The sequence below is a fragment of the Gilliamella sp. wkB178 genome (genome assembly GCF_001690705.1).
GTDB lineage: Bacteria > Pseudomonadota > Gammaproteobacteria > Enterobacterales > Orbaceae > Gilliamella > Gilliamella apicola_K.
The window spans coordinates 181053-205478 of sequence record NZ_LZGK01000014.1 but is presented as its reverse complement, the minus strand read 5'-3'; the positions used below and the strand labels follow the sequence as shown (position 1 = coordinate 205478).

At 33.0% G+C, this 24426-nt stretch carries 20 protein-coding genes; 8 read left to right on the top strand and 12 right to left on the bottom strand.

What is annotated here, in order from left to right:
* The first annotated feature begins 1 nt into the window (after nucleotide 1).
* Entirely contained in the window at nucleotides 2-394 is a 393-nt protein-coding gene (locus tag A9G13_RS09180; protein ID WP_065557310.1) for a DMT family transporter, read from the top strand.
* 143 nt (nucleotides 395-537) lie between these two features.
* Here A9G13_RS09180 and A9G13_RS09175 read toward each other — a convergent pair whose 3' ends face one another.
* From A9G13_RS09175 to A9G13_RS09165, 3 genes are all read right to left on the bottom strand, one after another.
* Entirely contained in the window at nucleotides 538-1407 is an 870-nt protein-coding gene (locus A9G13_RS09175; protein WP_065557309.1) for an arginase family protein, read from the bottom strand.
* Entirely contained in the window at nucleotides 1404-2453 is a 1050-nt protein-coding gene (locus tag A9G13_RS09170; RefSeq protein WP_081301217.1) for a GNAT family N-acetyltransferase, read from the bottom strand. The genes A9G13_RS09175 and A9G13_RS09170 overlap by 4 nt, the downstream gene beginning before the upstream one ends.
* Before the next feature lie 83 nt (nucleotides 2454-2536).
* Nucleotides 2537-3946, bottom strand: coding sequence for an aspartate aminotransferase family protein (locus tag A9G13_RS09165; protein ID WP_065557308.1), 1410 nt, complete (start codon nucleotides 3944-3946; stop codon nucleotides 2537-2539).
* A 203-nt stretch (nucleotides 3947-4149) separates the two neighbouring features.
* Here A9G13_RS09165 and A9G13_RS09160 point away from each other — a divergent pair, with 203 nt between their 5' ends.
* From A9G13_RS09160 to gyrB, 7 genes are all read left to right on the top strand, one after another.
* On the top strand, nucleotides 4150-4899 hold the full coding sequence (locus A9G13_RS09160; protein ID WP_081301216.1) for a MipA/OmpV family protein: 750 nt from the start codon (nucleotides 4150-4152) through the stop codon (nucleotides 4897-4899).
* Nucleotides 4900-5021: 122 nt separating this feature from the next.
* Nucleotides 5022-5930, top strand: coding sequence for a recombination-associated protein RdgC (locus tag A9G13_RS09155; protein WP_065557307.1), 909 nt, complete (start codon nucleotides 5022-5024; stop codon nucleotides 5928-5930).
* 190 nt (nucleotides 5931-6120) lie between these two features.
* On the top strand, nucleotides 6121-7221 hold the full coding sequence (gene ompA / locus A9G13_RS09150; RefSeq protein ID WP_065557306.1) for a porin OmpA: 1101 nt from the start codon (nucleotides 6121-6123) through the stop codon (nucleotides 7219-7221).
* A 167-nt stretch (nucleotides 7222-7388) separates the two neighbouring features.
* Complete coding sequence (gene dnaA, locus A9G13_RS09145; RefSeq protein WP_065557305.1) at nucleotides 7389-8750, top strand: chromosomal replication initiator protein DnaA; 1362 nt, start codon at nucleotides 7389-7391, stop codon at nucleotides 8748-8750.
* A 15-nt stretch (nucleotides 8751-8765) separates the two neighbouring features.
* On the top strand, nucleotides 8766-9869 hold the full coding sequence (gene dnaN / locus A9G13_RS09140) for a DNA polymerase III subunit beta (RefSeq protein ID WP_065557304.1): 1104 nt from the start codon (nucleotides 8766-8768) through the stop codon (nucleotides 9867-9869).
* A gap of 51 nt (nucleotides 9870-9920) precedes the next feature.
* Nucleotides 9921-10994 (top strand): DNA replication/repair protein RecF, encoded by a 1074-nt coding sequence (recF, locus tag A9G13_RS09135; protein ID WP_065557303.1) that lies wholly within the window; start codon nucleotides 9921-9923, stop codon nucleotides 10992-10994.
* Between the two features lie 42 nt (nucleotides 10995-11036).
* A complete protein-coding gene (gene gyrB / locus A9G13_RS09130; RefSeq protein WP_065557302.1) occupies nucleotides 11037-13448 on the top strand; it encodes a DNA topoisomerase (ATP-hydrolyzing) subunit B in 2412 nt (803 codons plus the stop codon).
* A 111-nt stretch (nucleotides 13449-13559) separates the two neighbouring features.
* Here gyrB and A9G13_RS09125 read toward each other — a convergent pair whose 3' ends face one another.
* The 9 genes from A9G13_RS09125 to A9G13_RS09085 form a co-directional block, all read right to left on the bottom strand.
* Nucleotides 13560-15062, bottom strand: coding sequence for a hypothetical protein (locus A9G13_RS09125; protein WP_065557301.1), 1503 nt, complete (start codon nucleotides 15060-15062; stop codon nucleotides 13560-13562).
* 99 nt (nucleotides 15063-15161) lie between these two features.
* Complete coding sequence (locus tag A9G13_RS09120) at nucleotides 15162-16667, bottom strand: hypothetical protein (protein WP_065557300.1); 1506 nt, start codon at nucleotides 16665-16667, stop codon at nucleotides 15162-15164.
* Between the two features lie 67 nt (nucleotides 16668-16734).
* Complete coding sequence (locus A9G13_RS09115) at nucleotides 16735-17217, bottom strand: hypothetical protein (RefSeq protein ID WP_065557299.1); 483 nt, start codon at nucleotides 17215-17217, stop codon at nucleotides 16735-16737.
* A gap of 2 nt (nucleotides 17218-17219) precedes the next feature.
* Entirely contained in the window at nucleotides 17220-17909 is a 690-nt protein-coding gene (locus A9G13_RS09110) for a hypothetical protein (RefSeq protein WP_065557298.1), read from the bottom strand.
* Nucleotides 17909-19438, bottom strand: a complete 1530-nt coding sequence (locus A9G13_RS09105; RefSeq protein WP_218059220.1) for an SUMF1/EgtB/PvdO family nonheme iron enzyme — start codon at nucleotides 19436-19438, stop codon at nucleotides 17909-17911. Before A9G13_RS09105 ends, A9G13_RS09110 begins: the two co-directional genes overlap by 1 nt.
* Before the next feature lie 40 nt (nucleotides 19439-19478).
* Nucleotides 19479-20705 carry an ABC transporter permease gene (locus A9G13_RS09100; RefSeq protein WP_065557297.1) on the bottom strand — a complete coding sequence of 409 codons (1227 nt, stop codon included), beginning with the start codon at nucleotides 20703-20705 and terminating at the stop codon, nucleotides 19479-19481.
* Nucleotides 20698-21426, bottom strand: coding sequence for an ABC transporter ATP-binding protein (locus A9G13_RS09095; protein ID WP_065557296.1), 729 nt, complete (start codon nucleotides 21424-21426; stop codon nucleotides 20698-20700). The genes A9G13_RS09100 and A9G13_RS09095 overlap by 8 nt, the downstream gene beginning before the upstream one ends.
* Nucleotides 21427-21431: 5 nt before the next feature.
* Nucleotides 21432-23396, bottom strand: a complete 1965-nt coding sequence (locus tag A9G13_RS09090; protein ID WP_065557295.1) for a vWA domain-containing protein — start codon at nucleotides 23394-23396, stop codon at nucleotides 21432-21434.
* Between the two features lie 13 nt (nucleotides 23397-23409).
* A complete protein-coding gene (locus tag A9G13_RS09085; RefSeq protein WP_065557294.1) occupies nucleotides 23410-24423 on the bottom strand; it encodes a hypothetical protein in 1014 nt (337 codons plus the stop codon).
* Nucleotides 24424-24426: the final 3 nt, after the last annotated feature.

Below are 24426 nucleotides of genomic sequence, written 5' to 3'. Positions count from 1 at the left end.
AATGGCAAAATTTTACTTAATCGGTTTTACCGTATTACTAATTTTCGATACCATAGCTCAATGCAGTTTTAAACTAACAGCCATTCATGCGCAACCTTTAGCCATGAGTATTGAATGGTTAATTCGTGTGTTTACTAATCCTTGGATTTATATTTCCATAGCAGGGTATATTTTAACTTTCTTTACCTGGATGACGTTGTTAAAAAAAGCACCTGTTGGACCCGCTTTTGCTGCTTCACATTTTGAGGTAGTAACAGTGATGATTGCCTCAGTTTGGTTATTCCATGAGCCTATTACAAAATATAAATTAATTGGCGCAATATTAATTATTTCAGGTATTTTATTTTTAGCTCTAGCCGAAAATAAGTTATCTAAACAAGTTCCGAATAAGTGAACTTAATTTAAAGTCATTAAATAAGCAATTTAAAGGGTTTTAAATTCAAGTATTCATTTACTTAATTCACTCTAATATATTGCGCATAAGATACATTTTATATTGAAACGTATAGCATTTCTGAAAAATTTAATTTTTTAAATCTACTTCAATGCTTTTAATAATATCAAATTCAGTAGATGTTGTTCTTGCTGCCAATTACTAAGGTTGGCTGGGGAAATCGTTGGTTGTTTATCTAATGAACTTAAAAAGCGTTTAAACCGGTTGAGTGACTGCCATATTGATAATTCACCGGTAATATCACTACCAATAATACGCTGCTTAATTGATGTAATCGTGTCGAGTATGTGATAGGTTTGAAGCGTACCTTGATCCCAATTCGTATGAATTACTTCTTCACTCAATACATCTTTATCAATAGATAAGTAAATCGGTTGAGTATTATGGTATTGTTCTGATAAAAAACTTGCAATTAACTCGTCAGGTGTAGCAGAATGCCGAAAAGCATGATCTAAACCAATTTTCTTCGCCCATAAAACATTTACATTTAGACTCCAATAAGTAAGTTTTTTGTGATAAAGAGGCTTCCACCTATTCTCCCAAAAATGTGCAATACCAATATCATTAGAAGTAATACCTAATACATGTACATGACTAACAAATGGTAAACTAGCCACATAACTTACCCATGAACCACAATGAATACCGAACAAATAACGCATATTATCTGGATGATTATCAAAAATAATCACCTGAATAGGGTTATCTACTGAGTATTGTTTATTTAGACGTTCAATAAGTAAAAGGGATATATGGTGATAATCACCACTACCCATTAGCACTGTGCCATGATTTTCAGGTAACAATTGTTGAAGAGATCTAGCAAACTCTCTAAACTTTTTTACAGAACAACCAAAACGAATATCATCTTGCCAATGAGTAACATCGATCATGTTAGCATGATTAATCTCACCTACACTCTGATCGAAATTGAGTATAACTGGATATGTCATGCCAATTTTTCCTTGTCATTTTCAAAATAACCAATCAATTTCTGTAAAACTAATCTTAATAATGGGTTACGAATATAAACTAAATGTTTTGTTAATGTAAAATTAGCTCCCAGAGATGCTTTAACTTCAGGATCTGTCCAACCTGCAACATAATGACTAAATCCTTGTTGTAGCGCATATTCTAGATTAACAAACCAACTTACATAATAAAGATTTAGCTCTCTAGCTTGAGGATAAACTAACCCAATATATTTATCAATCAACATATTATTAACTACAAAACAAATATTAAAACCGACTAATTCATTATTATGGTGGTAAGTGAAAATACGTGCTTGAGAAGTCTTACTTTGTAACAACTGGGTAAAAAATGGTTTAGTTAATAAATCAAAATGTACTTCACTTTGCTGATATACATTAAGATAAAGTTGATAATATTCATCTAAAACAGCATTATTAAAAAAACAATCATCACCACTATGTAAAACATCGATGGCTAACTTTTCGCGCGATTTTAATTTCCTTCTAAAATTTTTACGACGACTATACGAAAAACGTGATAAAAATTCATCAAGATCGGTAAAATCAATTAGTACCCAAGCTAAGGCTTGTCCTTCTACTTCAACAAACCCACAATTTTTTAATGATGAAATAAGTTGTTCTGAATATTGATTTTCTTTGTTACTTAGTAATGGTGACGCCAAAGGCATATCTTTAACAATCAAAAAGGGATATTTTTTGGCATAAGCTGCTTTCAGATTATGTGCTAATTGCTCCGGATCAATGTGATGGTTAAGTAAAGTATATTCAGAAACAGTTGCTCCAACAAAACAAGTTTTTTGTTTAAGCCAATGGCACCACTTCTTATAAAAAGGTAATTTTTGAATCTTACTTTTGAAATTTTCATCAGCTGTTGTTAATAAATTAAATTTTGTAGAAAACACAGGTACACGATCTTCACTTAACCATGCAGAGAAGTTTTTGGGTGGATGAGTTAAAAAATTATCTATTAATTGATTAGGTTCTAACTGATTGATATATTTCATAGTCACATTTATATGATTTATTTTTAATGTTGCAGTCCCGTCAACCATCGACGGGACAAAAGATAAGCAAAAAAATAAAAAAACTAAAGTTCTTTTTTGGCACGAGTTATTAATTGGTCAAGTAGTTCAATACCTTGATCTATTTCTTGGCGAGAAATATGTAATGATGGAGCAAATGTGATTACATTTTTATAATAACCACCAATATCAAGTACTAAGCCCATTTTAGTGCCTTTCCAATCAAGATCACCAGACATACCAATATCAACCATCTTATCCACTAATGCTTTATTAGCGGTGAAGCCATCCTCAGTACAAATTTCAGCTCGAAGAGCTAAACCTAAACCATCAACTTCTCCGATTTCTTTATGTTTCTTTTCTAGTGTTTTTAAGCCTTCAAGGAAATAAGCACCACTTTCCATGACTTTGGTTTCGTAATCAGTTTCAGAAGTCATTTTTAAAACTTCAAGACCTACAGCCGTGCCTAAAGGATTAGAAGCAAATGTGGAGTGAGTAGATCCAACAGGGAATACTTGTGGATTAATTAACTCTTCTCGTGCCCATAAACCACCTAATGGATTTAATCCATTAGTTAATGCCTTAGCAAACACAACGACATCTGGTTTAACATCGAAATGTTCAATTGACCAAAGTTTACCTGTGCGATAAAAGCCCATTTGAATTTCATCAACTACTAATAAAATTCCATATTGATCTAAGACTTTTTTAAGACCTTTGAAATAATTGCGAGGAGGAACAATATAACCACCTGTTGCCTGTAGAGGTTCAGCATAAAATGCAGCATATTCAGCTTGTCCAACTTTCGGATCCCAAACACCGTGGTATTCAGTTTCAAATAATCGTGCAAATTCAGCCACTAAATGCTCGCCATACTCTTCTGCTGTCATACCCTTTGGTCTACGAAATGGATAAGGGAATGGCACAAACATAGCACGATCGCCAAAGTGACCATAACGACGACGATAACGATAACTTGATGTAATTGATGATGCACCCAATGTACGTCCATGATATCCACCTTGGAAAGCAAACATTAACGATTTACCATTAGTTGCATTACGTACTACTTTAAGGGAATCTTCAATACATTGTGAACCACCAACATTAAAATGTACTCGTCCATCATAACCAAATCGCTGTTTCATACCTTGGGCAATGGTTTTGGCTAATTCTATCTTAGTTGGATGTAAATATTGACTGGCACATTGTGGTAATGTATCAATTTGCTTTTTAAGCACATTATTTAAACGCTCATTTGCATAACCAAAGTTACAAGCTGAATACCACATTTGAAGGTCAAGAAAGGCTTTACCCTCTTTATCATACATGTAACTACCTTCACAACCATCAAAGATTTTTGGTGGTTCAACATAATGCACAGTATCACCAAAAGAACAATATTTAGCTTCATCAGCAAGTAATGTCGCGTCATCAGGGTGACTGTTGATCATTTCTAAAGTTGGTTTACTCATAAGTTATCTCACTAATCCATATTCAAACACAATAAAATGTGGCATTATTATCTAAGAAATTTACTTGTTACAATGTGCAATTAATGTATAGATTTTGTGACGATATATTCGCTAAATTTAGACTAATAATATCAAACACTATAAATAACCTTATTCATAGCATTTAGGATAAGTAAAAAAAGCTTATTTAAGAGTATTAAAAAATGAAAAAAACATTATGTATCACCTCTATGTTATCAATAATTACTTTAGGATACACTTTAAGTGCCGTTGCAGATTCTACTTCCTTGGGGGTTGGGGTTGGTTGGACAGACTCACCTTATAAAAGTTACAGTTCTAACCTTTATCCTATCCCTCATATTGATTATGATAATGGTTCATTTTTTATTGATGATTTATCAGCTGGAGTCTACATTTACAATACTGATAATCAGAGTATTTCTATTGGTGGCCGTTATTTAGCCAACGAATTTAAACCCCATGATTCAGACAATCACCAGTTAAAAAAATTAGATAAGCGTTACTCAACTTTACTAGCAGAAATTGAATATAACATTAATACTAATTGGGGGAGTTTTTCTAGTAATGTTGGCGCAGATGTGTTAAATGAAAGTAATAGCTTTTTAGTAAATGCTGACTATAGCCTGCCTATTGTAGAAGGTGATCTTATTCTTGTACCTACCATAGGCATTAACTGGGCCAATAGCAATCACAATAACTATTATTATGGTATCTCACATAAAGAATCATCCCGCTCAAAATTACGTTATTATAATGCTGAAAGTTCATTTACTCCTTATGCAGAATTAGGTGCACAATATAAATTGACCAATCACTTTGCAACTTATGGCTGTATTCATATAGATAAGTTAACCGGAGATGCGGCTGATAGCCCAATGGTAGACAATAGTGCTGTAACTTCTATTTATATGGGGGTCTCTTATAATTTTTAATTATTACCATTCTTCTTTTATAAACTAACTAATAACATTATTACTGCTTTTAGTATAAGCGTTATGCAATATTAATCGCGATAAATTATTATCGTGAATCAAAAATCAGGAAAAATTACAGTATGCTTTGGTTTAAAAATACCATCATTTATCAAATGAGTAATGATACTTTACTTAATAAAGAAACAATCGAAAAAGCGATAAAATCTCATCCTTTTATACCTTGTGGTAATTTAGATAATAATAAAATGGGTTGGGTATCACCATACAATGATAATAATCAAGATGACCTTATTGTCGATATACAAGGACATTTACTTTTACGAATAAAAAAAGAAACTAAAATATTGCCTTCTCCAGTAATCAAACAAGCTTTATTAGAGAAAATTGATAAACAAGAACAAATATTAAATAGAAAGTTAACAAAAAATGAAAAAGCTACTTTAAAAGATGAAGTTTTGATAGATCTAATGCCCAGAGCATTTAGTAAATATAATTATTACTGGTTATGGATTGATACACACAATAAACGAATTATTGTTGATTGTAGTAGTTTTAAACAAGCAGAAGATATTTTAGCTATTTTGCGCAAAGAACTGGGTTCACTTGCATTAACACCTTTATCAATTGATAAACCTTTGGAGCAAATAACCACAACATGGGTCAAAGAAAAACTTAGTTATCCTCCATTTGTATTAGGTAATCAAGTTGAACTTAAAGACCCTATTGATGGTAATGGTATTATTGTATGTAAAAATCAGGAAATTACCAGTGACGAAATATTGGTTCATTTTACTTCAGGTAAATGGGTAACTAAAGTTCAAATAATTGATGAACGTGGAGTAAGTTTTATAGTTAATACTGATTTAACCTTTAAACGTATTATATTTGATGCAAGTCTTCTAGAAGAAAATGAGGATATTAGTTCTGATGAATCCGATAAACGTCTTGAAGCAGATTTTCTGATTATGGTTAAAATATTATCTAATACCATTAATGACTTTTATATTGTTATTAATAAAATTATTTGATAATTTTATTTAAATATTTTTATATTAGAACGTCGATAATTATAGATTTGCATATTAAATGTGCTATAATCACAGAAGATTATGTATAACATAATTAATAAAAATAAGTAATTATTCTTTTATTTAAAGTAAAATTTAAACAAAAGGAAACTAAACAACGTCTATAACAACATATAGTTGAGGCAATAAAATGAAAAAAACAACTCTAGCTCTTGCAATCGCAGTAGCAAGTTTAACAGCAACTGCAGCTAATGCAGCGTACGAAGACAACACTTTTTACATTGGTGGTAAATTAGGTTGGTCTGAAATGTATAATTTAGATTCCAATAAAGTTCGTGGTGCTGATAAAAATGTAGTTGGTATTAAAACTTCCGATCGTAGTAATATTGGTGGTGGTGCTTTTGTTGGTTTCCAAGCCAATCCTTATCTTGCATTCGAATTAGGTTATGACTGGTTAGGTTCAGCTAGATATAAAAGAACTTGGACAGTTGATGGCACTAATGCTGGAAAAAGCAAAATTGATGCGCAAGGTGTCTCTTTAACAGGTAAACTAAGTTACCCTCTATCATTCCTTACTGATGACTTAGATATTTATGGTCGTGCTGGAGGAATGGTAACTATTGCTAAATGGAAAAATAGTGGCGAGTATAAAGAAGCATTTGGTCGCGGTGGTTCTAAAACTGATGTATCTCCAGTTTTTGCTTTAGGTCTTGATTATCGCCTATCTGAAGATTTTTCTACTCGTTTAGAATATCAATATGTTAACCATATTCATACTAAAACTGATGCATCTCCAGATAATGGCTTGTTAACTTTAGGTATTACTTACCGCCTAGGTTCACCGGAAGTTGCTGCACCACAAGTTGAAGTTAAAACTCAAGAAAATCGTTATGTATTAAATGAAGATGTTCTATTTGCTTATGCAAAAGCTGATCTTAAAGAAGAAGGCCGTCAAGCATTAGACAACTTATTAACATCATTAGTTAAAATTAACCCAACTCAAAGTGCTGTAGTAGTTATTGGTCATACTGACCGAATTGGTTCAGATAGCTATAACCAAAAACTATCAGAACAACGTGCTAATTCTGTAATGCGATACCTAGTTGCTAAAGGTGTTCCATCTAACCTAATTAGTGCTCGTGGTATGGGTAAATCACAACCAGTTACTGGTACTAAATGTAATGCACTTCGTGGCGCTGAATTAAAAGCTTGTTTAGCACCAGATCGTCGTGTTGAAATTGAAGTTAAAGCACGTAATGTTCAAGAAATTAAAGTAATTGAATCAAACTAATTAATATTTTTAATTTCTTTAAAAACCCGGTTAAATCCGGGTTTTTTATTTTCTTTTTATAATTTGTTAGTAACTAAATTATATATTGCCTTTACACTATAAATTATCCACAAAAAAGCTTATACTTATAAACACTCTGTTAGTAATCAAAATTAAAAGGAATTACTGTGCCTACCGCTATTTGGCAAGATTGTCTTTCTCAATTACAAGAAGAAATTCCCACAACGGAATTCAATTTATGGATTCGTCCACTACAAGCGGAGTTGGTCGATAACAAACTGTACATTTATGCACCCAATCGATTTGTCTTAGATTGGGTAAGAAATAAATATCTAACTACTATATCTCTATTGCTAAATAAACTATTTGATAATGATAGCTTAAAGTTATATCTTGAAGTTGGTTCTACTTTAACAGCAAATAAAAAAGTAAAAAATAATGGACTAAAAGAATCCATTAAACCTTCGTGGAAAACAACAAAAGAAAATAATAAAAGTAATCACGTTTACCATTCAGGAATTAATCATAAACATACTTTCGATAGTTTTGTTGAAGGTAAATCTAATCAACTTGCGGTTGCTGCGGCCAAACAAGTAGCTGAAAATCCAGGAAAAGCTTATAACCCACTATTTTTATATGGATCAACAGGTCTAGGTAAGACTCACTTATTACATGCTGTTGGTAATCAGATAATGGCTATAAAAACAAATTCAAAAGTTGTCTATATGCATTCTGAAAGATTTGTACAAGATATGGTAAAAGCTTTACAGAATAATGCCATTGAAGAATTTAAAAACTATTATCGTTCTGTTGATGCTTTACTTATTGATGACATACAATTTTTTGCTAATAAAGAAAGATCACAAGAAGAATTTTTTCATACTTTTAATTCTTTATTAGAAGGTAATCAACAAATTATTTTAACTTCAGATCGTTATCCAAAAGAAATTGATGGTGTTGAGGATCGTTTAAAATCACGTTTTGGTTGGGGTTTAACTATTGCCATTGAACCGCCTGAACTTGAAACTCGTGTCGCTATTCTGATGAAGAAAGCCGAAGAAAATAATATTAAATTACCAGAAGAAGTAGCTTTTTTTATTGCTAAACGTTTACGCTCTAATGTTCGAGAATTAGAAGGAGCCCTTAATCGAGTCATTGCAAACGCAAACTTTACTGGCAAATCAATAACTATTGAGTTTGTTAAAGATGCTTTAAAAGATCTACTTGCATTACAAGAAAAATTAATTACTATTGATAATATTCAAAAAACTGTTGCTGAATACTACAAAATTAAAGTATCTGATTTATTATCTAAACGGCGTTCACGTTCAGTGGCAAGACCTCGTCAAGTAGCAATGGCTCTAGCTAAAGAATTAACCAATAAAAGCCTTCCTGAAATTGGCGATGGCTTTGGTGGTAGAGATCATACAACAGTATTACATGCTTGTCGCAAAATCGCTGAATTGAAAGAAGAAAGCAATGATATTAAACAAGATTATTCTAATTTAATTCGAACATTATCAACTTAAAAAAGAATCGACATTATGAAATTTATTATTGATCGCGAAAAACTTATTAAACCATTACAACTTGTTAGTGCACCTTTAGGCAGTCGTCCGACATTACCAATTTTAGGCAATTTATTACTACAAGTTAGTGATAACACTTTATCAATGACTGGGACAGATCTCGAAATAGAAATGATTTCTCATTTGCCTCTTATTGACGAAAATGAATCTGGAGCAACAACGGTACCTGCTAGGAAATTTCTTGATATTTGTCGAAACCTTCCCAATAATGCCCAAATTTCGATAACCGTTGATGATAACCGATTAATAATTCAATCAGGTAGGAGTAAATTTTCTTTAGCAACTTTACCTGCAAGTGATTTTCCTAATTTAGAAAATTGGCAAAGCGATATTAATTTTTCAATTTCACAAAAAACCATCAAACGACTTATTGATGCAGTTCAATTTTCCATGGCAAATCAAGATGTAAGATATTATTTAAATGGAATGTTATTCGAAATTGACGACGGTTTATTAAAAACAGTGGCCACTGATGGGCATCGATTGGCCGTTTGTGCACAGCCAATTGGTCAAGATGTTCCTACATCCTGTTCGGTCATTTTACCAAGAAAAGGAGTGATCGAACTGGCTAAATTGGTTAACGATAGTGATGAACCAATCCACGTACAAGTCGGTAACAATAATTTGCGTGTAAGTCTTGCCGATTTCACCTTTACTTCTAAACTTATCGATGGTCGATTTCCTGATTATAAACGAGTACTACCTAGAAACCCGGACAAACCACTTGAAGTATCTTGTGAAGAATTAAGAAATGCACTCTCACGGGTGGCAATTTTATCAAATGAGAAATTTCGAGGAATAAGACTTTATGTTCACAATAATCAAATAAAAATTACTGCAAACAATCCGGAACAAGAAGAAGCTGAAGAAGTTATTGATGTAAAATATGAATCATCTGGGTTGGAAATTGGTTTTAATGTAACCTATCTATTAGATATATTAAACACATTAAAATGTGATAGTGTTCAACTACTATTAACAGATGCCACTTCAAGTGTGCAAATTGAAGATATCAATGATCAATCTGCTACTTATGTTGTTATGCCAATGCGACTATAATTTAATCAAATTATATATTCCGGCCTCGGCCGGACAATTTATATCAAGGCTATGACTCTTTCAAAAATCAAAATTCATCATTTTCGTAATATTGATTATGCTGAATTAATTTTATCCCCCGAATTTAACTTTATTGTTGGTAATAATGGTAGTGGAAAAACTAGCCTTCTTGAAGCTATCTACATGCTAGGGCATGGTAGATCATTTAGGCATATTCAATCAAATCGCATAATTCAACATGATCAATCTGAATTAGTTTTATATAGTGAAATTGAATCATCTAATCACCAAACGCGTTCAATTGGTCTAGCAAAAACACGTAATAATGATAATAAAATAAAGATAGATGGTGATGAAGGTTTTCGATTAACTGATTTGGCAAAATTATTGCCAATTCAATTAATTACACCAGAAGGTTTTGATTTACTCACAGGTGGCCCAAAATACCGACGAGCGTTTATTGATTGGGGTTGCTTTCACCATTATCCTGAATTTGTTTATCTTTGGAATAATCTAAAGCGCTTATTTAAACAACGCAATGCATTATTAAAACAATCAAATAGCTATAATCAATTGTTGCCATGGGACAAAGAACTAGCTCCTATAGCACAAAAGATTAGCCAAATAAGGGCAGATTATACCCAACACATTTTTCCTGAAATTATACGCACAAGTCAGGATTTTCTTCCCGAATATCAGCTTAATTGTTTATATTATCAGGGGTGGGATCACGATATTGATTACACAGAAATATTATATAAACAATATGAGCGTGACAAACTAATAAACTACACTTCCTCTGGACCACATAAGGCTGACATCAAATTACGTATCGATAATATACCTGTTGAAGATTTATTATCTCGAGGACAACTTAAATTATTAATGTGTGCATTACGGTTATCGCAAGGTGAATACTACTCTAAACAAACGAAGCAATCATGTATTTACTTAATTGATGACTTTGCATCTGAATTAGATCACCTTAAACGTAACTTGTTATCACAACGATTAAAATCTGCTCAATCGCAAGTTTTCATTACTGCAGTCAGCCAAGACCAAATTACCCAGATTATTGATGAAAATGATAAGATTTTTTACATAAAATCTGGTATAATTTCCTAATTATACAAAATGATAAATAAAATTAAATAAGTCGAGAAATTCATGTCTAATTCTTATGATTCATCTAGCATAAAAGTGCTTAAAGGTCTTGATGCCGTACGGAAACGTCCTGGTATGTATATTGGTGATACTGATGATGGGACTGGACTTCATCATATGGTTTTTGAAGTGGTTGATAATGCCATCGACGAAGCATTAGCTGGTTATTGTAGCCATATAGAAGTAACTATACACCCGGACAATTCTGTTTCTGTGCGCGACGATGGTCGTGGGATCCCAACAGGTATACACAAAGAAGAAGGCATTTCTGCTGCAGAAGTTATTATGACTGTACTTCATGCTGGTGGTAAATTTGATGATAATTCTTATAAAGTATCTGGTGGTTTACATGGGGTTGGGGTTTCTGTGGTTAATGCTCTATCAGATAAATTAGAATTAGTTATTTACCGGGATGGAAAAATACACAAACAAATTTATCATTTAGGTGTTCCAGAAGAACCTTTGAAAGTTATCGACGAAACTACTGAATCGGGTACTTATGTTCGTTTTTGGCCTAGCCCACAAACATTTACCAATATCGAATTTGTATATGAAATATTAGCTAAACGCTTACGCGAACTTTCTTTTTTAAATTCTGGTGTTTCCATTAAATTAATTGATGAACGCATAGGGAAAAGTGAACATTATCACTATGAAGGTGGTATTCAAGCCTTTGTTGAATATTTAAATAAAAACAAAAACCCAATTCACCCAAAAATATTCTATTTTAGTACTGAAAAAGACAATATTGGGGTTGAAGTGGCATTGCAATGGAATGATGGTTATCAAGAAAACATCTATTGCTTTACTAATAATATCCCGCAAAGAGATGGTGGTACCCACTTAGCTGGATTTAGGGGTGCTATGACACGTACTTTAAATAATTATATGGAAAGTGAAGGTTATAGCAAAAAAGCTAAAATAAGTGCGACAGGTGATGATGCCCGTGAAGGTCTAATTGCTGTGGTATCAGTTAAAGTGCCGGATCCTAAGTTTTCATCACAAACCAAAGATAAATTAGTTTCATCAGAAGTAAAAGCCGCTGTTGAATCGGTAATGGGTGAAAAATTAACCGAATATTTACTTGAAAATCCTAGCGACGCCAAAATTGTTGTTGGTAAAATAATTGATGCAGCTAGAGCGCGTGAAGCAGCACGAAAAGCTCGGGAGATGACTCGCCGTAAAGGTGCTTTAGATTTAGGTGGATTACCTGGTAAACTTTCCGATTGCCAAGAGAAAGATCCGGCTTTATCTGAACTTTATCTAGTGGAAGGGGACTCTGCGGGAGGTTCGGCTAAACAAGGGCGCAACCGTAGAAATCAAGCAATTCTACCACTTAAAGGTAAGATTTTAAATGTTGAAAAAGCTCGTTTTGATAAGATGCTATCTTCACAAGAAGTTGCGACTCTCATTACTGCATTAGGTTGTGGAATAGGTCGAGATGAATATAATCCAGATAAGATGCGTTATCATAGTATCATTATCATGACCGATGCCGATGTCGATGGATCGCATATTCGAACTTTACTTTTGACCTTCTTTTATCGCCAAATGCCCGAAATAATCGAACGTGGATATGTTTACATTGCTCAACCACCTCTATACAAAGTTAAAAAAGGCAAACAAGAACAATATATTAAAGATGATGATGCCATGACACAATTTCAAATAGCTTTAGCGCTCGAAGATGCATCATTACATGTAAATAATCATGCACCAGCACTAGCAGGCCAAGCTTTAGAAAAGCTCATTGCTGAATATCAAAAAGTTGAAAAACTCATTACAAAAATGGAACGTCGCTATCCTAAAGCTTTACTGTCTGAATTGGTTTATCAAAATGTATTAGATGAAAATATATTAAAGAATAAACAACAAGCTGAAAATTGGGCTAGAACCATTGTTGAGAAGTTATCCAACAAAGAACAACACGGTAGCAGCTATCGTTATTCTGCCGAATTTAATGAAAAATCTCAATTGTATATACCGGTTATTAAAGTTAGAACTCATGGTGTTGATACTAATTATGCGTTAGATCAAGTATTTATTCATAGCAATGAATATCGTAATATTTGTCATTTGGGGGCGCAATTACAAGATCTACTTGAAGAAGGAGCCTATATCAAACGAGGCGAGCGCAATCAACCAATAAGTTCTTTCGAAGAAGCTGTGGATTGGTTAATCAAAGAATCGCGTCGTGGACTAACTATTCAACGCTATAAAGGTTTGGGTGAAATGAATCCAGAACAATTATGGGAAACAACTATGGATCCTACTAGTCGCCGCATGTTACAAGTTTCAATTAAAGATGCCATTGAGGCAGATCAATTGTTCACTACGCTAATGGGTGATGAAGTTGAACCTCGACGTTTATTCATTGAAGAGAATGCCCTAAAAGCAGCTAATTTAGATTTTTAAAAAACTATTAGAAATTGTACTAATTAAAATAAAACAACCAGATTTTTGTCTGGTTGTATTAATAAATCTAACACTTATTAAACTAAATAAACGATTTTAGATAGATAAGTATTATTTACAAACTGGTCTATTTAATTTCATATCAGAAACGGCCTTATTCATCTGTTTAATCATATCGTTTGGAGTCTGAGCAATATAAACTTTGCCACCAGTCATATTAGCCACACAATCAATTTTATGTTCTCCAGCTATATCCACGATATTAATTTTTAACTTTGGCTTTTGTGCTGCAATATAATTAACTAATGTACAAATATTTTTCTTTGCACAAGTATCCTCACCATCACTAATAACCAGAATATAATCATCACGTTTTACCCCATCCAGCATTCCACTAGCTTTTTCAATCCCACTATAAAGTGCTGTTCCAGATTTAGAAGAATCAATTGGAATTAATCCATTAATTTTACTTTTTAATTTACCTCGATTAGCATAATTATAAAATGGTGTAGTATCAGCCACAGGACAAGTTGATAGCGTAACAAGAGAAATATCTACATTTTGCTGTATTTTATCAATACTTGATAATGCAACTTTTTTACTTGTTGACAAACGAGTGGGTAAACGAGTCATTCTATTTTCAAATTCAGTTATATCCTGTCTAGACATATAATTTGGATAACTACCAATTTCAAAATGGTAAAGAAAATATTTTTCAATTTCTGATGGAGGTTCTAAAAGAGTTACATTCATAGATAACGAATTGTCAAATACTAACACCATCTTGGATGGATTTGGATTATTTATAATCTCCTGTTTTGGGATACAGTTAGGTGGATTCTTAACTTTTGGTTTTGGATCCTCTTTGGGGGCTGGGACCGGTTTTGGTTCTATTTTCGGTTCGGTTACAGCAACAACATCTGGTTCAACCTTTGGTTCTTCGGTAACAACCGGTTCCACTTTTTGTTCTTTTGGTGGTTCTATAGTTTGAACAATTTCAGGTTTCTTTTCTTCTACTGGTTGAACTACCTCAGGCAATGGATTAGATGCTTTTTCTTTTGCAGAAGGACCAAATAAATACCAAAGCAAACCTAGTAAACTCAAAAATCCAATTAATAATAAAGCTATCAACAAAAAATGCCACCAGCGCCACAAAGTCTTTGAAGTAGTGACTGGTGGCACTATAGCTGGTTTAGGTAACACCGGTTCTTCAAAAGAATTTACAATGACTGGGTCATCATTAATAACATAAATTTGGTTACCTAAACTTTTAATTCTGGGTAACCATGACACGATCAATTTTTGTTGTTCACTAGTTAATGGGATTGAATTAATGGTCATTTCTATATCATTAATTCGTGTTTTAAGTGTCTCTTCTATCTGCTTTTTACGCACTTCATCGGTTAAACTACTTAATAAAACAGGCTGGCCTTCAAGGTGGGTATACCAACCAACATATTGATTGTTATCGATCAATTTTGGTATTGGCAAAATAGAAAAAGTTCGTTCGGTTAAATGCGGCTTTAAAAAAGATAACAAGAAATTATATTGATCCAATAAAGACATTTTATTTAAATCATTATTATCTAATACAATCCGCGTTATCCGTTGCATTCTTAACTTCCTTTCTTAAATATTTAATGTTTATAATTGCTTAAAAAATTAAACTTCATCGCAAAATTATCTTACTAAATAACTTGTTATTTTGCTAACTCATTGACACAAAGGTCGGCTAATCTTTAGATCTGAAACTGCATTATTCATCTGCTTAATCATATCTTTTGGATTTTGAGCTATATAAACCTTTCCGTTGGTCATTTTAGCTACACAATCAATTTTATGTTCACCAGCTATATCTATAATATTAATTTTTAAGCGTGGTTTTTGTGTTGCTATAGATTTAGCTAAAGTACAAATATTTTTCTTTATGCAAGTATCTTCGCCATCGCTAATAATAAGAATATAATCATCATGTGTTACCCCATCAAGCATTTTATTCGCTTTTTCTAAGCCACTATAAAGTGGTGTTCCCGATTGTGCTGAATTATTAGGTACATTAACTTTGCTTTTTAGAACATTACGGTTGGCATAACTAAAATATTCGGCATTAATAGGTTGAAGTTGATTAATTTTATTTTTTAGTGTACCTCGATTTGGATAACTAAAAAATGAAGTTGCCCCAGCACGTGGGCAACTCGAGAGCGTAACCAGTGAAATATCTATATCTTGCTGTATTTTATCGATACTGGATAATGCGACCTGCTTACTTGCTGATAAACGGCTTGGTAAACGAGTCATCCTTTTTTCATACGCAACTATTTCTTGTTTTGACATATAAGCTGGATAACCATAACCTAAGTACTCGAAATACTGTCTAACTTTAGATGGAGATTCAGCTATTGTAGCAATCATTGATAAGGAATTATCAAATATAAGTACCATTTTTGATGGATTGGGATTTTTAATAATCTCTTCCTTACTAATACAATTAGGCAAATTGATGACTTTTGGCTTAGGTTCTTGAGTTAGTGGTGGTGGTAAATTTGGTTCTGTTGTTGCAACTGCTTTTGCTTCTTCTGGTTTTTCAATAACCGCTATAGGATCAGGTTTTATTTCTGTTACTGGCTGGTTTCCTATAGGTAAGGAATCAGATACTTTTTCTTTTTCATTTGAACTAAAGAAATACCAAAGCAAGCCAAGTAAGCTCAAAAATACAATTAATAATAAAGCTAACAATAAAAAATGCCACCAACGCCACAGAGTTTTAGAATGAGTAACTAGTGGTGCTATAGCTGGTTTAGGTAATATAGGTTCTTCGAAAGAATTTACGATTACTGGATCATCATTGATAACATAAATTTGGTTACCTAAACTTTTAATTCTGGGTAACCAAAACAAAACTAACTTTTGTTGTTCACCTGTTAATGGTATTGAATTAACAGTTATTTCAATATCATTAATACGCGTTTTAAGTGTGTTTTCAATCTGATTTTTACGAGCTTCATCGGTTATACTGCTCAGTAAAATGGGTTGTCCTTCAAGGTGGGTATACCAACCAACATATTGATTGTTATCGATCAATTTTGGTATTGGCAAAATAGAAAAAGCTCGTTCGGTTAAATGCGGCTTTAAAAAAAATAACAAGAAATTATATTGATCCAACAAAGACATCTTGTCTGAATTATTAGGATCAAACATAATTCTTGTTATGCGTTGCATAGTTAGCGTTTCCCTTAATATCAAACTCTATGTTTTCACTAAAACATATTTCCCTACTGCAACAGTTCTATATATTTAATGCTTTTTGTAATTGTTGGAGTTTTTTATTTAACTTATCTAACTCAACTTGTTTTTCAATCTCAGAACCATTTGATGTATTGACTTTTTTAAGTTGCTGTTCAATATCATTAACTTGAGCTTGTAAATCATCGCGACCTTTAGCTTTTTGTTTCACTTCATTAGTTAACTTAGTCAAATCTGTTTTTAATTTTTGCATCTGAGCCTGTTTTTGTTTAACACTTAATGACGTATCATTTTTTTGTTTTTCTATGGTTGCATAAATCTCTTTAAACTGTTGATTAGCTCTTTTTTCATTGTCTAAAATCTGCTTTTTCTGGTCAATTCTAGCTTGGTAATTTCCTGAATAATTACAACTAATCTTATCCATAATCCCTATATTAGTATTAGTTGGATCACACTGCTCAGGAGTTGTTGAACAACCTACTAATAAAATTAGCGGACAGAGTAAAATAAGATATCTTTTTTTCATAATTAGCCCACCCTTACTGCTGAACGTTGTTGAGTTACAAGATCAATTTGTTTTTCTAGTCCTGCTATTTGTTTATTTAATTGATTAATTTCTTTATCTAATTTCGATACATTAACCCCTGATTGCCTTTCTTTAGCTGAAACTGAAACCCAATCTTTTTCAACCTCTTTCATACGGGATAATTTATCAGTTAAGTAAGCGATATTAGCATCAATTTGAGTCAAATCATTTTGAGCTTGTTTAGTATTTACAGTAGAATTTTTGATTTGTTGGTTTAAAACTTTAAGTGTAGCTAAATTTTTATCCAATACACCTTTAGCTGTTTGCGTTACCGCTTGTACTTCTAGTGTATTTTTTTGAACATCTTGAATATAAGCATCAATACGCATCTCTTCATTTGCATATTCAGCACGTTTTGAATCAAGATAGTAGTTTGCTCCCATCATTACACCGCAACCCACTGCCGCCGATGCAACACATGCCCCAGGTTTACCACCTAATAAAAGACAACCAACACCTCCTACACCAGCACCAATAGCACAAGATTGCCACGCTGATTTACTAAAAAATTGAGCGGAATTACTTTTAGTTAATGTAGGATCAACATCTTTAGTATTAACACCAGATGAAGATTGACAACCCGTTAGTACTAGTGACACACATAGTGTTATTATTAGCATAATTTTATTCATTATTTATTTCCTTTCACTTCATTACAAGTTTTTAGCCAAATTGTTCTTTCAATATTTCCTGATTCAATATATTGATTAATATGTTTAAAATAGAGTTTTAAATAATCACTCATATTCGCTTTGCCACTGCTTTCGAGAATAAATTGTGTTGCTTTTGCTTGGTCATTAATGGTACTTTTTTCATAATTTGATGCAGTGTTAACAATAGTATCTGAATAATATTTTAAAATAAAATCTCGTGCATTTTTTGAATCATCCAGTACTTGTTTTAAATTATTTAATTTTGCTTTTGAGCACATATTATTATTATCCACATTTTCAGATTCTTTGACATCACAAACTTCATTAGTCATCGTATTATATAAATTATTATTGTATTCATACTTACTATTAAGATCTGAAACATTAGCACATAAAAAAGCACCTAATTGCAAAGCGGATTGAATAGAACGATCGCGCTGTTCATCACGAGCCTGATTTGCACTGCGTAACAAAGTATTTAATTGATTTAATTCTTTTTTAGTTTTTTCATCTTCTACTTGTTTAGTTATTTTTTCTAGTTCATTAACAACACTGCCATTCTTTGAAGATCCCGCATCACCACCAAGAGCATTCCATTCTTTATCTAACTCTTTAATAAGATCATTAGAATTCATTATTTCTGTAGTATAAAGCACACGGAATCCAACATCCTTACTTTTGTATGCACCTTTATCATCGTAAAAAGGCTTTTCAGTACGAAAAGACGAGTTAGTTGCCGATTCTGGAGTTAAATAACTGCCTCCACGGACTGTAATGCCACCAAGTTGGCCATGATAACGATCAAGCTTATTCATTCGAAAAGAATCAAATAACATTTCACTGGCATTACCCAAAATATCGTAGAGATCAAGTGGATTAGGTTCAAGTTTTCCAATTAGCTGTAATTTCCCATTTGCCGATTTTGCTCCCGAAAACCATGCATAATTTTCTACAGTATTAACCATTGGGAAACGTGCCTCCCGAAATTCTGATTCGGTCACTTTAGATCCACCTCGAGCTGCATACTCCCATTCAGTATTATTAGGTAAACGCACATAACCTTTAGGTAGGCTATTTGCTTTAATTTTTGACTGATTTTCTATTAACCAATGATTATATTTATCAGTAAATGCAACAGCATCAAACCAACTTACATCTGTCATAGGGAAAGAAAGTGTAATTTTTGCTGTTGGACAAGTGTCATTCATTACTGCTTGATACTGCAGTATTGTCAGTTCATATTTACCAATTAGGAAATATCGTTCATTCCCAGCATCAGAAAAACTGCCTGAAATATAGTTAGGGGTTGCATACTCAGCAAAACCTAACTCTTTTTGATTACTACCTAACACCACTTTAACGTCATCTAAAGGTTTACTAGTTGGTGTAAAAACCTTTTTCATTACCAAACTACCATCACAAGGCATAGGTAAAATAACATCATCTTTGGCTGGTTTTGGGTTATAAAATTTACTATCCCAAGGTTCAGCATAGCTTAATATTGGCAATAGACTTATTAGCAAACCGCAAAAAATATATTTTATCTGATTATACTTCCCGCAAACTCTCTGCTGGTTGAATTTTAACAGCACGCCGCCCTCCTATAATCACTACTATACTTGAAATAAATAAGGTCAGTAAAAATGCGATAGTAAGATGATAAAATTGTAATTGACTTACGATCGGTTGTGAAACTAAATTTTTACCTAAAACCATATTAAATACATAATTCCCTAATAAAAATAATAAACAAGATATAACAAACGCTAAACAGCTCAAAATCATAGCTTGAGTAATTAAGTACAGCATAATTTCTTGCGACTGAAAACCAATCAAGCGCATAAAAGCAATATCTTTACGCTTACGTTCAATATTAGATAAAAAAGATCCTGTAAATGACAAAATACATCCAAAAATAGCTGTAATAGCAATAACACTAAAAATAAAAGTAAGTACTCGATCAATTGCTTGCATATTTTCAATTGCATTTGCCTGTGTTCGAGTTTCAATATGTTGTTCACGTAATTTGAAAGATAATGGAGCAACATCATCTAATGAGTTAGCATAAATTCTTGCTCGAGCAAATGAAGTATGCTTAGGTGGATGCAGTTGACCGGTCGCGGTTTGAAAAACTTCGCTTTGATAACCGTCATAAAAATTTTCCATCTCAATAAGCAAATCTAATGTAACAAAAGCTGCGGTACGGCTATAACGACTTTCCGGTATAATACCTTTTACTTCTAATTGAGTTATTCCCTTCTCAAGTTTACCATCAAGTTGTCGTGTAATAACCATTTTCACCCGACTACCAATAGTTGTTTGCATTTTTTCGGCGGCGAGTGCACTTAATAAAATTTGATTGTTACTATCAAGAGAAGGGAGGGTTTGAGTGATAGGGTCGTCATGGGAGTCAGTCGGAATAATCTCTGCATTATTAACAAAATGACTGGAATCATTAATTAAATCTGCTTGAGTATTTAATGAACGCGTAAGGGGAATAACAAAAGCTGTTTCCGACTGTTTTTTTATCCAAGCTAACTTAGCATTATCAAGTTGTAAATTACCAACTATTTTAATTTCTAAATTTTGTGGATCACTAAGTAATTGCTGACGCAGTTGTGAAACCACACCATATTTTAAACTAAGTAACAGTAATAATGGTGTAATTACCGATATAACTGCAGCAATAATACAAAATGAAACTTTTTTGTCATACCATAAATCAGCTAAAGATAACCGTGTAATAAGCCGCCATTTTACTATAACATTAATCATCGTTACCTACCTTAACTTGTAGTGGTAAAAATACTGATGATTGTGGAGAAGCTAAATTAGCTGATAAGGTGAATAACCCTTTATCGGCAATACGTTGCCAATCATGAGTAACAATTATCGCGGCGATATTATCTTGTTGTGCTTGTTGTATAATTAAATCAAACAGTAAGTTGGCATTATATGGATCAAGAGCTGAAGTAGGTTCATCCGCTAATAGTAAAGCTGGTTTATGAATAATTGAGCGAATAAAAGAGGCGCGTTGCCTTTCGCCAATAGATAACTGTTTAGGGTATTTACTTAATAAATGAGAAATACTTAATTTGTCCACCAAATAGTCAAAGCGCACATAATCAATTTTTTGTTTTAACAACTCAAATGGCAATAAAATGTTATCGCGTATGCTCAGAAATGGGAGTAAACCACCAGTTTGCAACATAAATCCGCAATAATGAGCTCTAATTTTAGCCTGTTGATCAATGTTATCGTCATTAATAAGTGAAGCAATATTTATATATTGATCATCAACAATGAGATTATAACAATCTATCTCATCTGGTTTGAGGATCATACCAATCATTTCTAAAAGAGTACTTTTACCACTGCCACTATCGCCTTTAATGACTACAACTTCACCAGCTTTAACCATCAGTTCTGGCAGGCAAACCTTAAACAAAGATTTACCGGTAAAACGTGAAATTGCCAGTTGCTTTATGGTTAACATTGGTTTTACGGTAACATTTCTAAAGGAATAGGATAAACATTTTCACGTGGATCACTTCCTTCAGCTAACGAAATCCAACGATCCACATCCGCATTACATTTTTGATAATAGCGGATTTTACTATTTAAATTACGAATAAATTTTTCTTGTTCAAGCCCACTCATACTTTTCCATGTATCTTGATCAAGGCCAGTTACATCACTTTTATATGGAATATTATCCAAATATTCACCAAGCAAGCCTAAGTCAGCAATTTTGGTCACGGAATCTGATTTTAATTTGCTTGGATCTTGCCCCATAGCAGCGGCAACAGAACGCAATTGTGAAAACATATTATCGGCAGAAATCAAACCATCATTAGCTGCATTAGCGATTTTACTTACTACATCGCTCAAATCACTTAGTTGAGATTTAGTTAATAAAATCCGAGGTTCAGCTGTAGGAATAGTTGGTTTAATAAAATCTTTATCTGCAATCCATGCTTTGAAAACTGTTGGTGCTTTAGTCCCTTTGGTATCACCTAGGTAAGCCAATTGCATTGCTTTACTTAATAACAAAGCATCTTTTAACATATCTGAATTATCATCTTTGGCATTAAGTACATTACCAACTGATGCCTCGCCTTGATAGGCAAGTTTAACTTGCTCAGATAATGCTTTTGCTAATGAATCAACTTTCTTACCAAACTCATTCACATCACCAGCATTAACAGGGTAATATAATGACTTATGAATGAAATCATTATAAGTTAAGTCAGAATATTGGGTTGCAGCAACTTGATGATCTTTCTCACCACTTGGCGTTTTTAAATGTAAAGCATAAATGGCCACACCTTTATGTTGTGCTTCTAATCGGAGTTGCGCAGCATCCATACCAGTACTAGAAAGTTTATCATCACCAGGAATTGCACTAGCATCGGTAATTAATATCATGTAACGTGCACCAAAGTTATTCCAATTAATATCATTTAATGCTTGCGAAATTCCAGCATAAGAATCTTCAGCAAAATAAGCTGTCGAAACACTAGCCTGTTTTAGGGATGCACTTAACTTTTTAAAATCTTCTTTAGTGTTAACTTGGTTAGGATCGGCAAACACCTTAGTGACATATTCAAGTTTATCCGATGCTTTTAGACTGGAACGGAAAGATATCAGGCCGAATCTTACTTGTTCTTGTAACTTCTCTTTTTCAATATGTTGATAAACACGTTCAACTGCTTCTTTAGTTCGTGAAATATAAGGATCCATAGAAATGGTCGAATCAATTACAAACACAATAGCAGCTTTAAATGGTGCAACTTGGTTAGCATTTTTATCAGCGGTATTTGGATCGGTTGATTTGCTATTCTTTTTAATCAGTGTATCTTGCTTACTTACAGAAGCAATCTCTAAAACTCGTTCATAAAATCCTTGCCCATTCATTACCTCTTCACCTTGTAAAATAGGCAATAAATAAAAGTTATTTTTAAAATCTACATATTCTTTAGGTTCTTGAGCAAGGATTTCTGCTGTTGGTTTATCTGCTTTTAAAGCATCTCGAATAGGTTTTAACAAAGATTCTGGTTGGCTGGCATCAATAATATTAGTTAACGATGCTTTATCTTTAAAAAATAACAATGGATCACGATCAACTGGATTAGTAAATACCAGTGTCATTTGCATATTCCAAGGAATAGCACACGAATCATTAAGCCAGCCAACAGTTTTTCCATAAGAATCAGGCCCAACATTAAGCCATTCTTGGTTATTATCATTTTTACGTTCATAAACATAAAAACGCGAAAAAGCAGCTACAGACGTACCGGTTGTATCAGTAATATTTTTTTTTAACTCACAGGTTGGTGTGCTAAGAATACGCTGATATAGTGTTGATTTACCTGCTTGTTTAAGCGGCTCAGCCGCAAAACTAATCCAAGGAAGACTAATTAAACTTACTGCGATAACTATATTTGAGATCACTGATTTTTTCATATGCTATTCCTAACTATTTTTGTAACTCAGATAACCGTTCTTTAACTAATGAATTATTAGCATCATGAGTTAAAGAAGTTTCATACCAATAAATAGCTGTTTCTTTATCAGCTTTAAAACAATTATTCTCTTGATAATACTTATCGTCATACTCTTTGGCATAAAGCATAGCAATTTTGGCATTTTGCTGTGCTTGATTAGCATATAAACGCTGAGCGATATTACATTTGTCTGTTTTTTTAGCTTCATTTATTAATTGAATAATTGCATCCGCATCAGGTTTTGTTTGCAAACATTGTTGAATAAAACTTAAATCATCTCCTGTAGCATTATTTAAGCTACATTGGCTATCGATTTGTACTGAAGAAGTGTCTTTTTGTTGATTACGGGAAAATAAAAAGTACCATGTAGCGATACCTATTCCCACTAATAGTAATAGAATAACCACAATAGTGATTATTAACCCCAACTTACTTTTAGATTTTATTGGTTCACTAATTTCTGACTTAATTGTCGATTCTGTTGCCTGTGGCTCATCAGGCAAAGTGGGTTCGGGTTTAACTTCCTGCTCAGTAATAGGTTCGTCTTGTGGTGAATTAATGGCCTGTTCAACCGATAATTCTGGTTCTGATTCTGTTTCAACTTGATTATTATCAATCGATGACGAAGAATTATCTAATGCAGAAGATGCTAATACTGACTCAGTAATATTGGCTACACCACCATCAATATAGTTTTCATTTTGTCGATCCCGTATCTGGATAAAAAATCTGACAGAATTATCTTGGGATAATAACGAATCAACTAACCACTCACTAACTTCTCCGGTTAATTGCTGGTTATCAACCATTAAATTAGTAACGGGGTGCCAAGTTTTTTCAGGGCTCCATTGTTTTAGACCTAATAAATAATAACCATCTTGATTGCGTTGGATAAGCATATCAATATCAGAACTACCATCCCACTTTTGAGCCAAAAACTTAGCTATCCCTGGTTTATAGCCATCTAATTCAATTCGTAATGCCATGAT

Coding starts and splice junctions, on each gene's coding strand:
- A9G13_RS09180 (WP_065557310.1), top strand. CDS start 2: ATGGCAAAATTTTACTTAATCGGTTTTACCGTATTACTAATTTTCGAT.
- A9G13_RS09175 (WP_065557309.1), bottom strand. CDS start 1,407: ATGACATATCCAGTTATACTCAATTTCGATCAGAGTGTAGGTGAGATT.
- A9G13_RS09170 (WP_081301217.1), bottom strand. CDS start 2,453: ATGAAATATATCAATCAGTTAGAACCTAATCAATTAATAGATAATTTT.
- A9G13_RS09165 (WP_065557308.1), bottom strand. CDS start 3,946: ATGAGTAAACCAACTTTAGAAATGATCAACAGTCACCCTGATGACGCG.
- A9G13_RS09160 (WP_081301216.1), top strand. CDS start 4,150: ATGAAAAAAACATTATGTATCACCTCTATGTTATCAATAATTACTTTA.
- A9G13_RS09155 (WP_065557307.1), top strand. CDS start 5,022: ATGCTTTGGTTTAAAAATACCATCATTTATCAAATGAGTAATGATACT.
- ompA (WP_065557306.1), top strand. CDS start 6,121: ATGAAAAAAACAACTCTAGCTCTTGCAATCGCAGTAGCAAGTTTAACA.
- dnaN (WP_065557304.1), top strand. CDS start 8,766: ATGAAATTTATTATTGATCGCGAAAAACTTATTAAACCATTACAACTT.
- recF (WP_065557303.1), top strand. CDS start 9,921: ATGACTCTTTCAAAAATCAAAATTCATCATTTTCGTAATATTGATTAT.
- gyrB (WP_065557302.1), top strand. CDS start 11,037: ATGTCTAATTCTTATGATTCATCTAGCATAAAAGTGCTTAAAGGTCTT.
- A9G13_RS09125 (WP_065557301.1), bottom strand. CDS start 15,062: ATGCAACGGATAACGCGGATTGTATTAGATAATAATGATTTAAATAAA.
- A9G13_RS09120 (WP_065557300.1), bottom strand. CDS start 16,667: ATGCAACGCATAACAAGAATTATGTTTGATCCTAATAATTCAGACAAG.
- A9G13_RS09115 (WP_065557299.1), bottom strand. CDS start 17,217: ATGAAAAAAAGATATCTTATTTTACTCTGTCCGCTAATTTTATTAGTA.
- A9G13_RS09110 (WP_065557298.1), bottom strand. CDS start 17,909: ATGAATAAAATTATGCTAATAATAACACTATGTGTGTCACTAGTACTA.
- A9G13_RS09100 (WP_065557297.1), bottom strand. CDS start 20,705: ATGATTAATGTTATAGTAAAATGGCGGCTTATTACACGGTTATCTTTA.
- A9G13_RS09095 (WP_065557296.1), bottom strand. CDS start 21,426: ATGTTAACCATAAAGCAACTGGCAATTTCACGTTTTACCGGTAAATCT.
- A9G13_RS09090 (WP_065557295.1), bottom strand. CDS start 23,396: ATGAAAAAATCAGTGATCTCAAATATAGTTATCGCAGTAAGTTTAATT.
- A9G13_RS09085 (WP_065557294.1), bottom strand. CDS start 24,423: ATGGCATTACGAATTGAATTAGATGGCTATAAACCAGGGATAGCTAAG.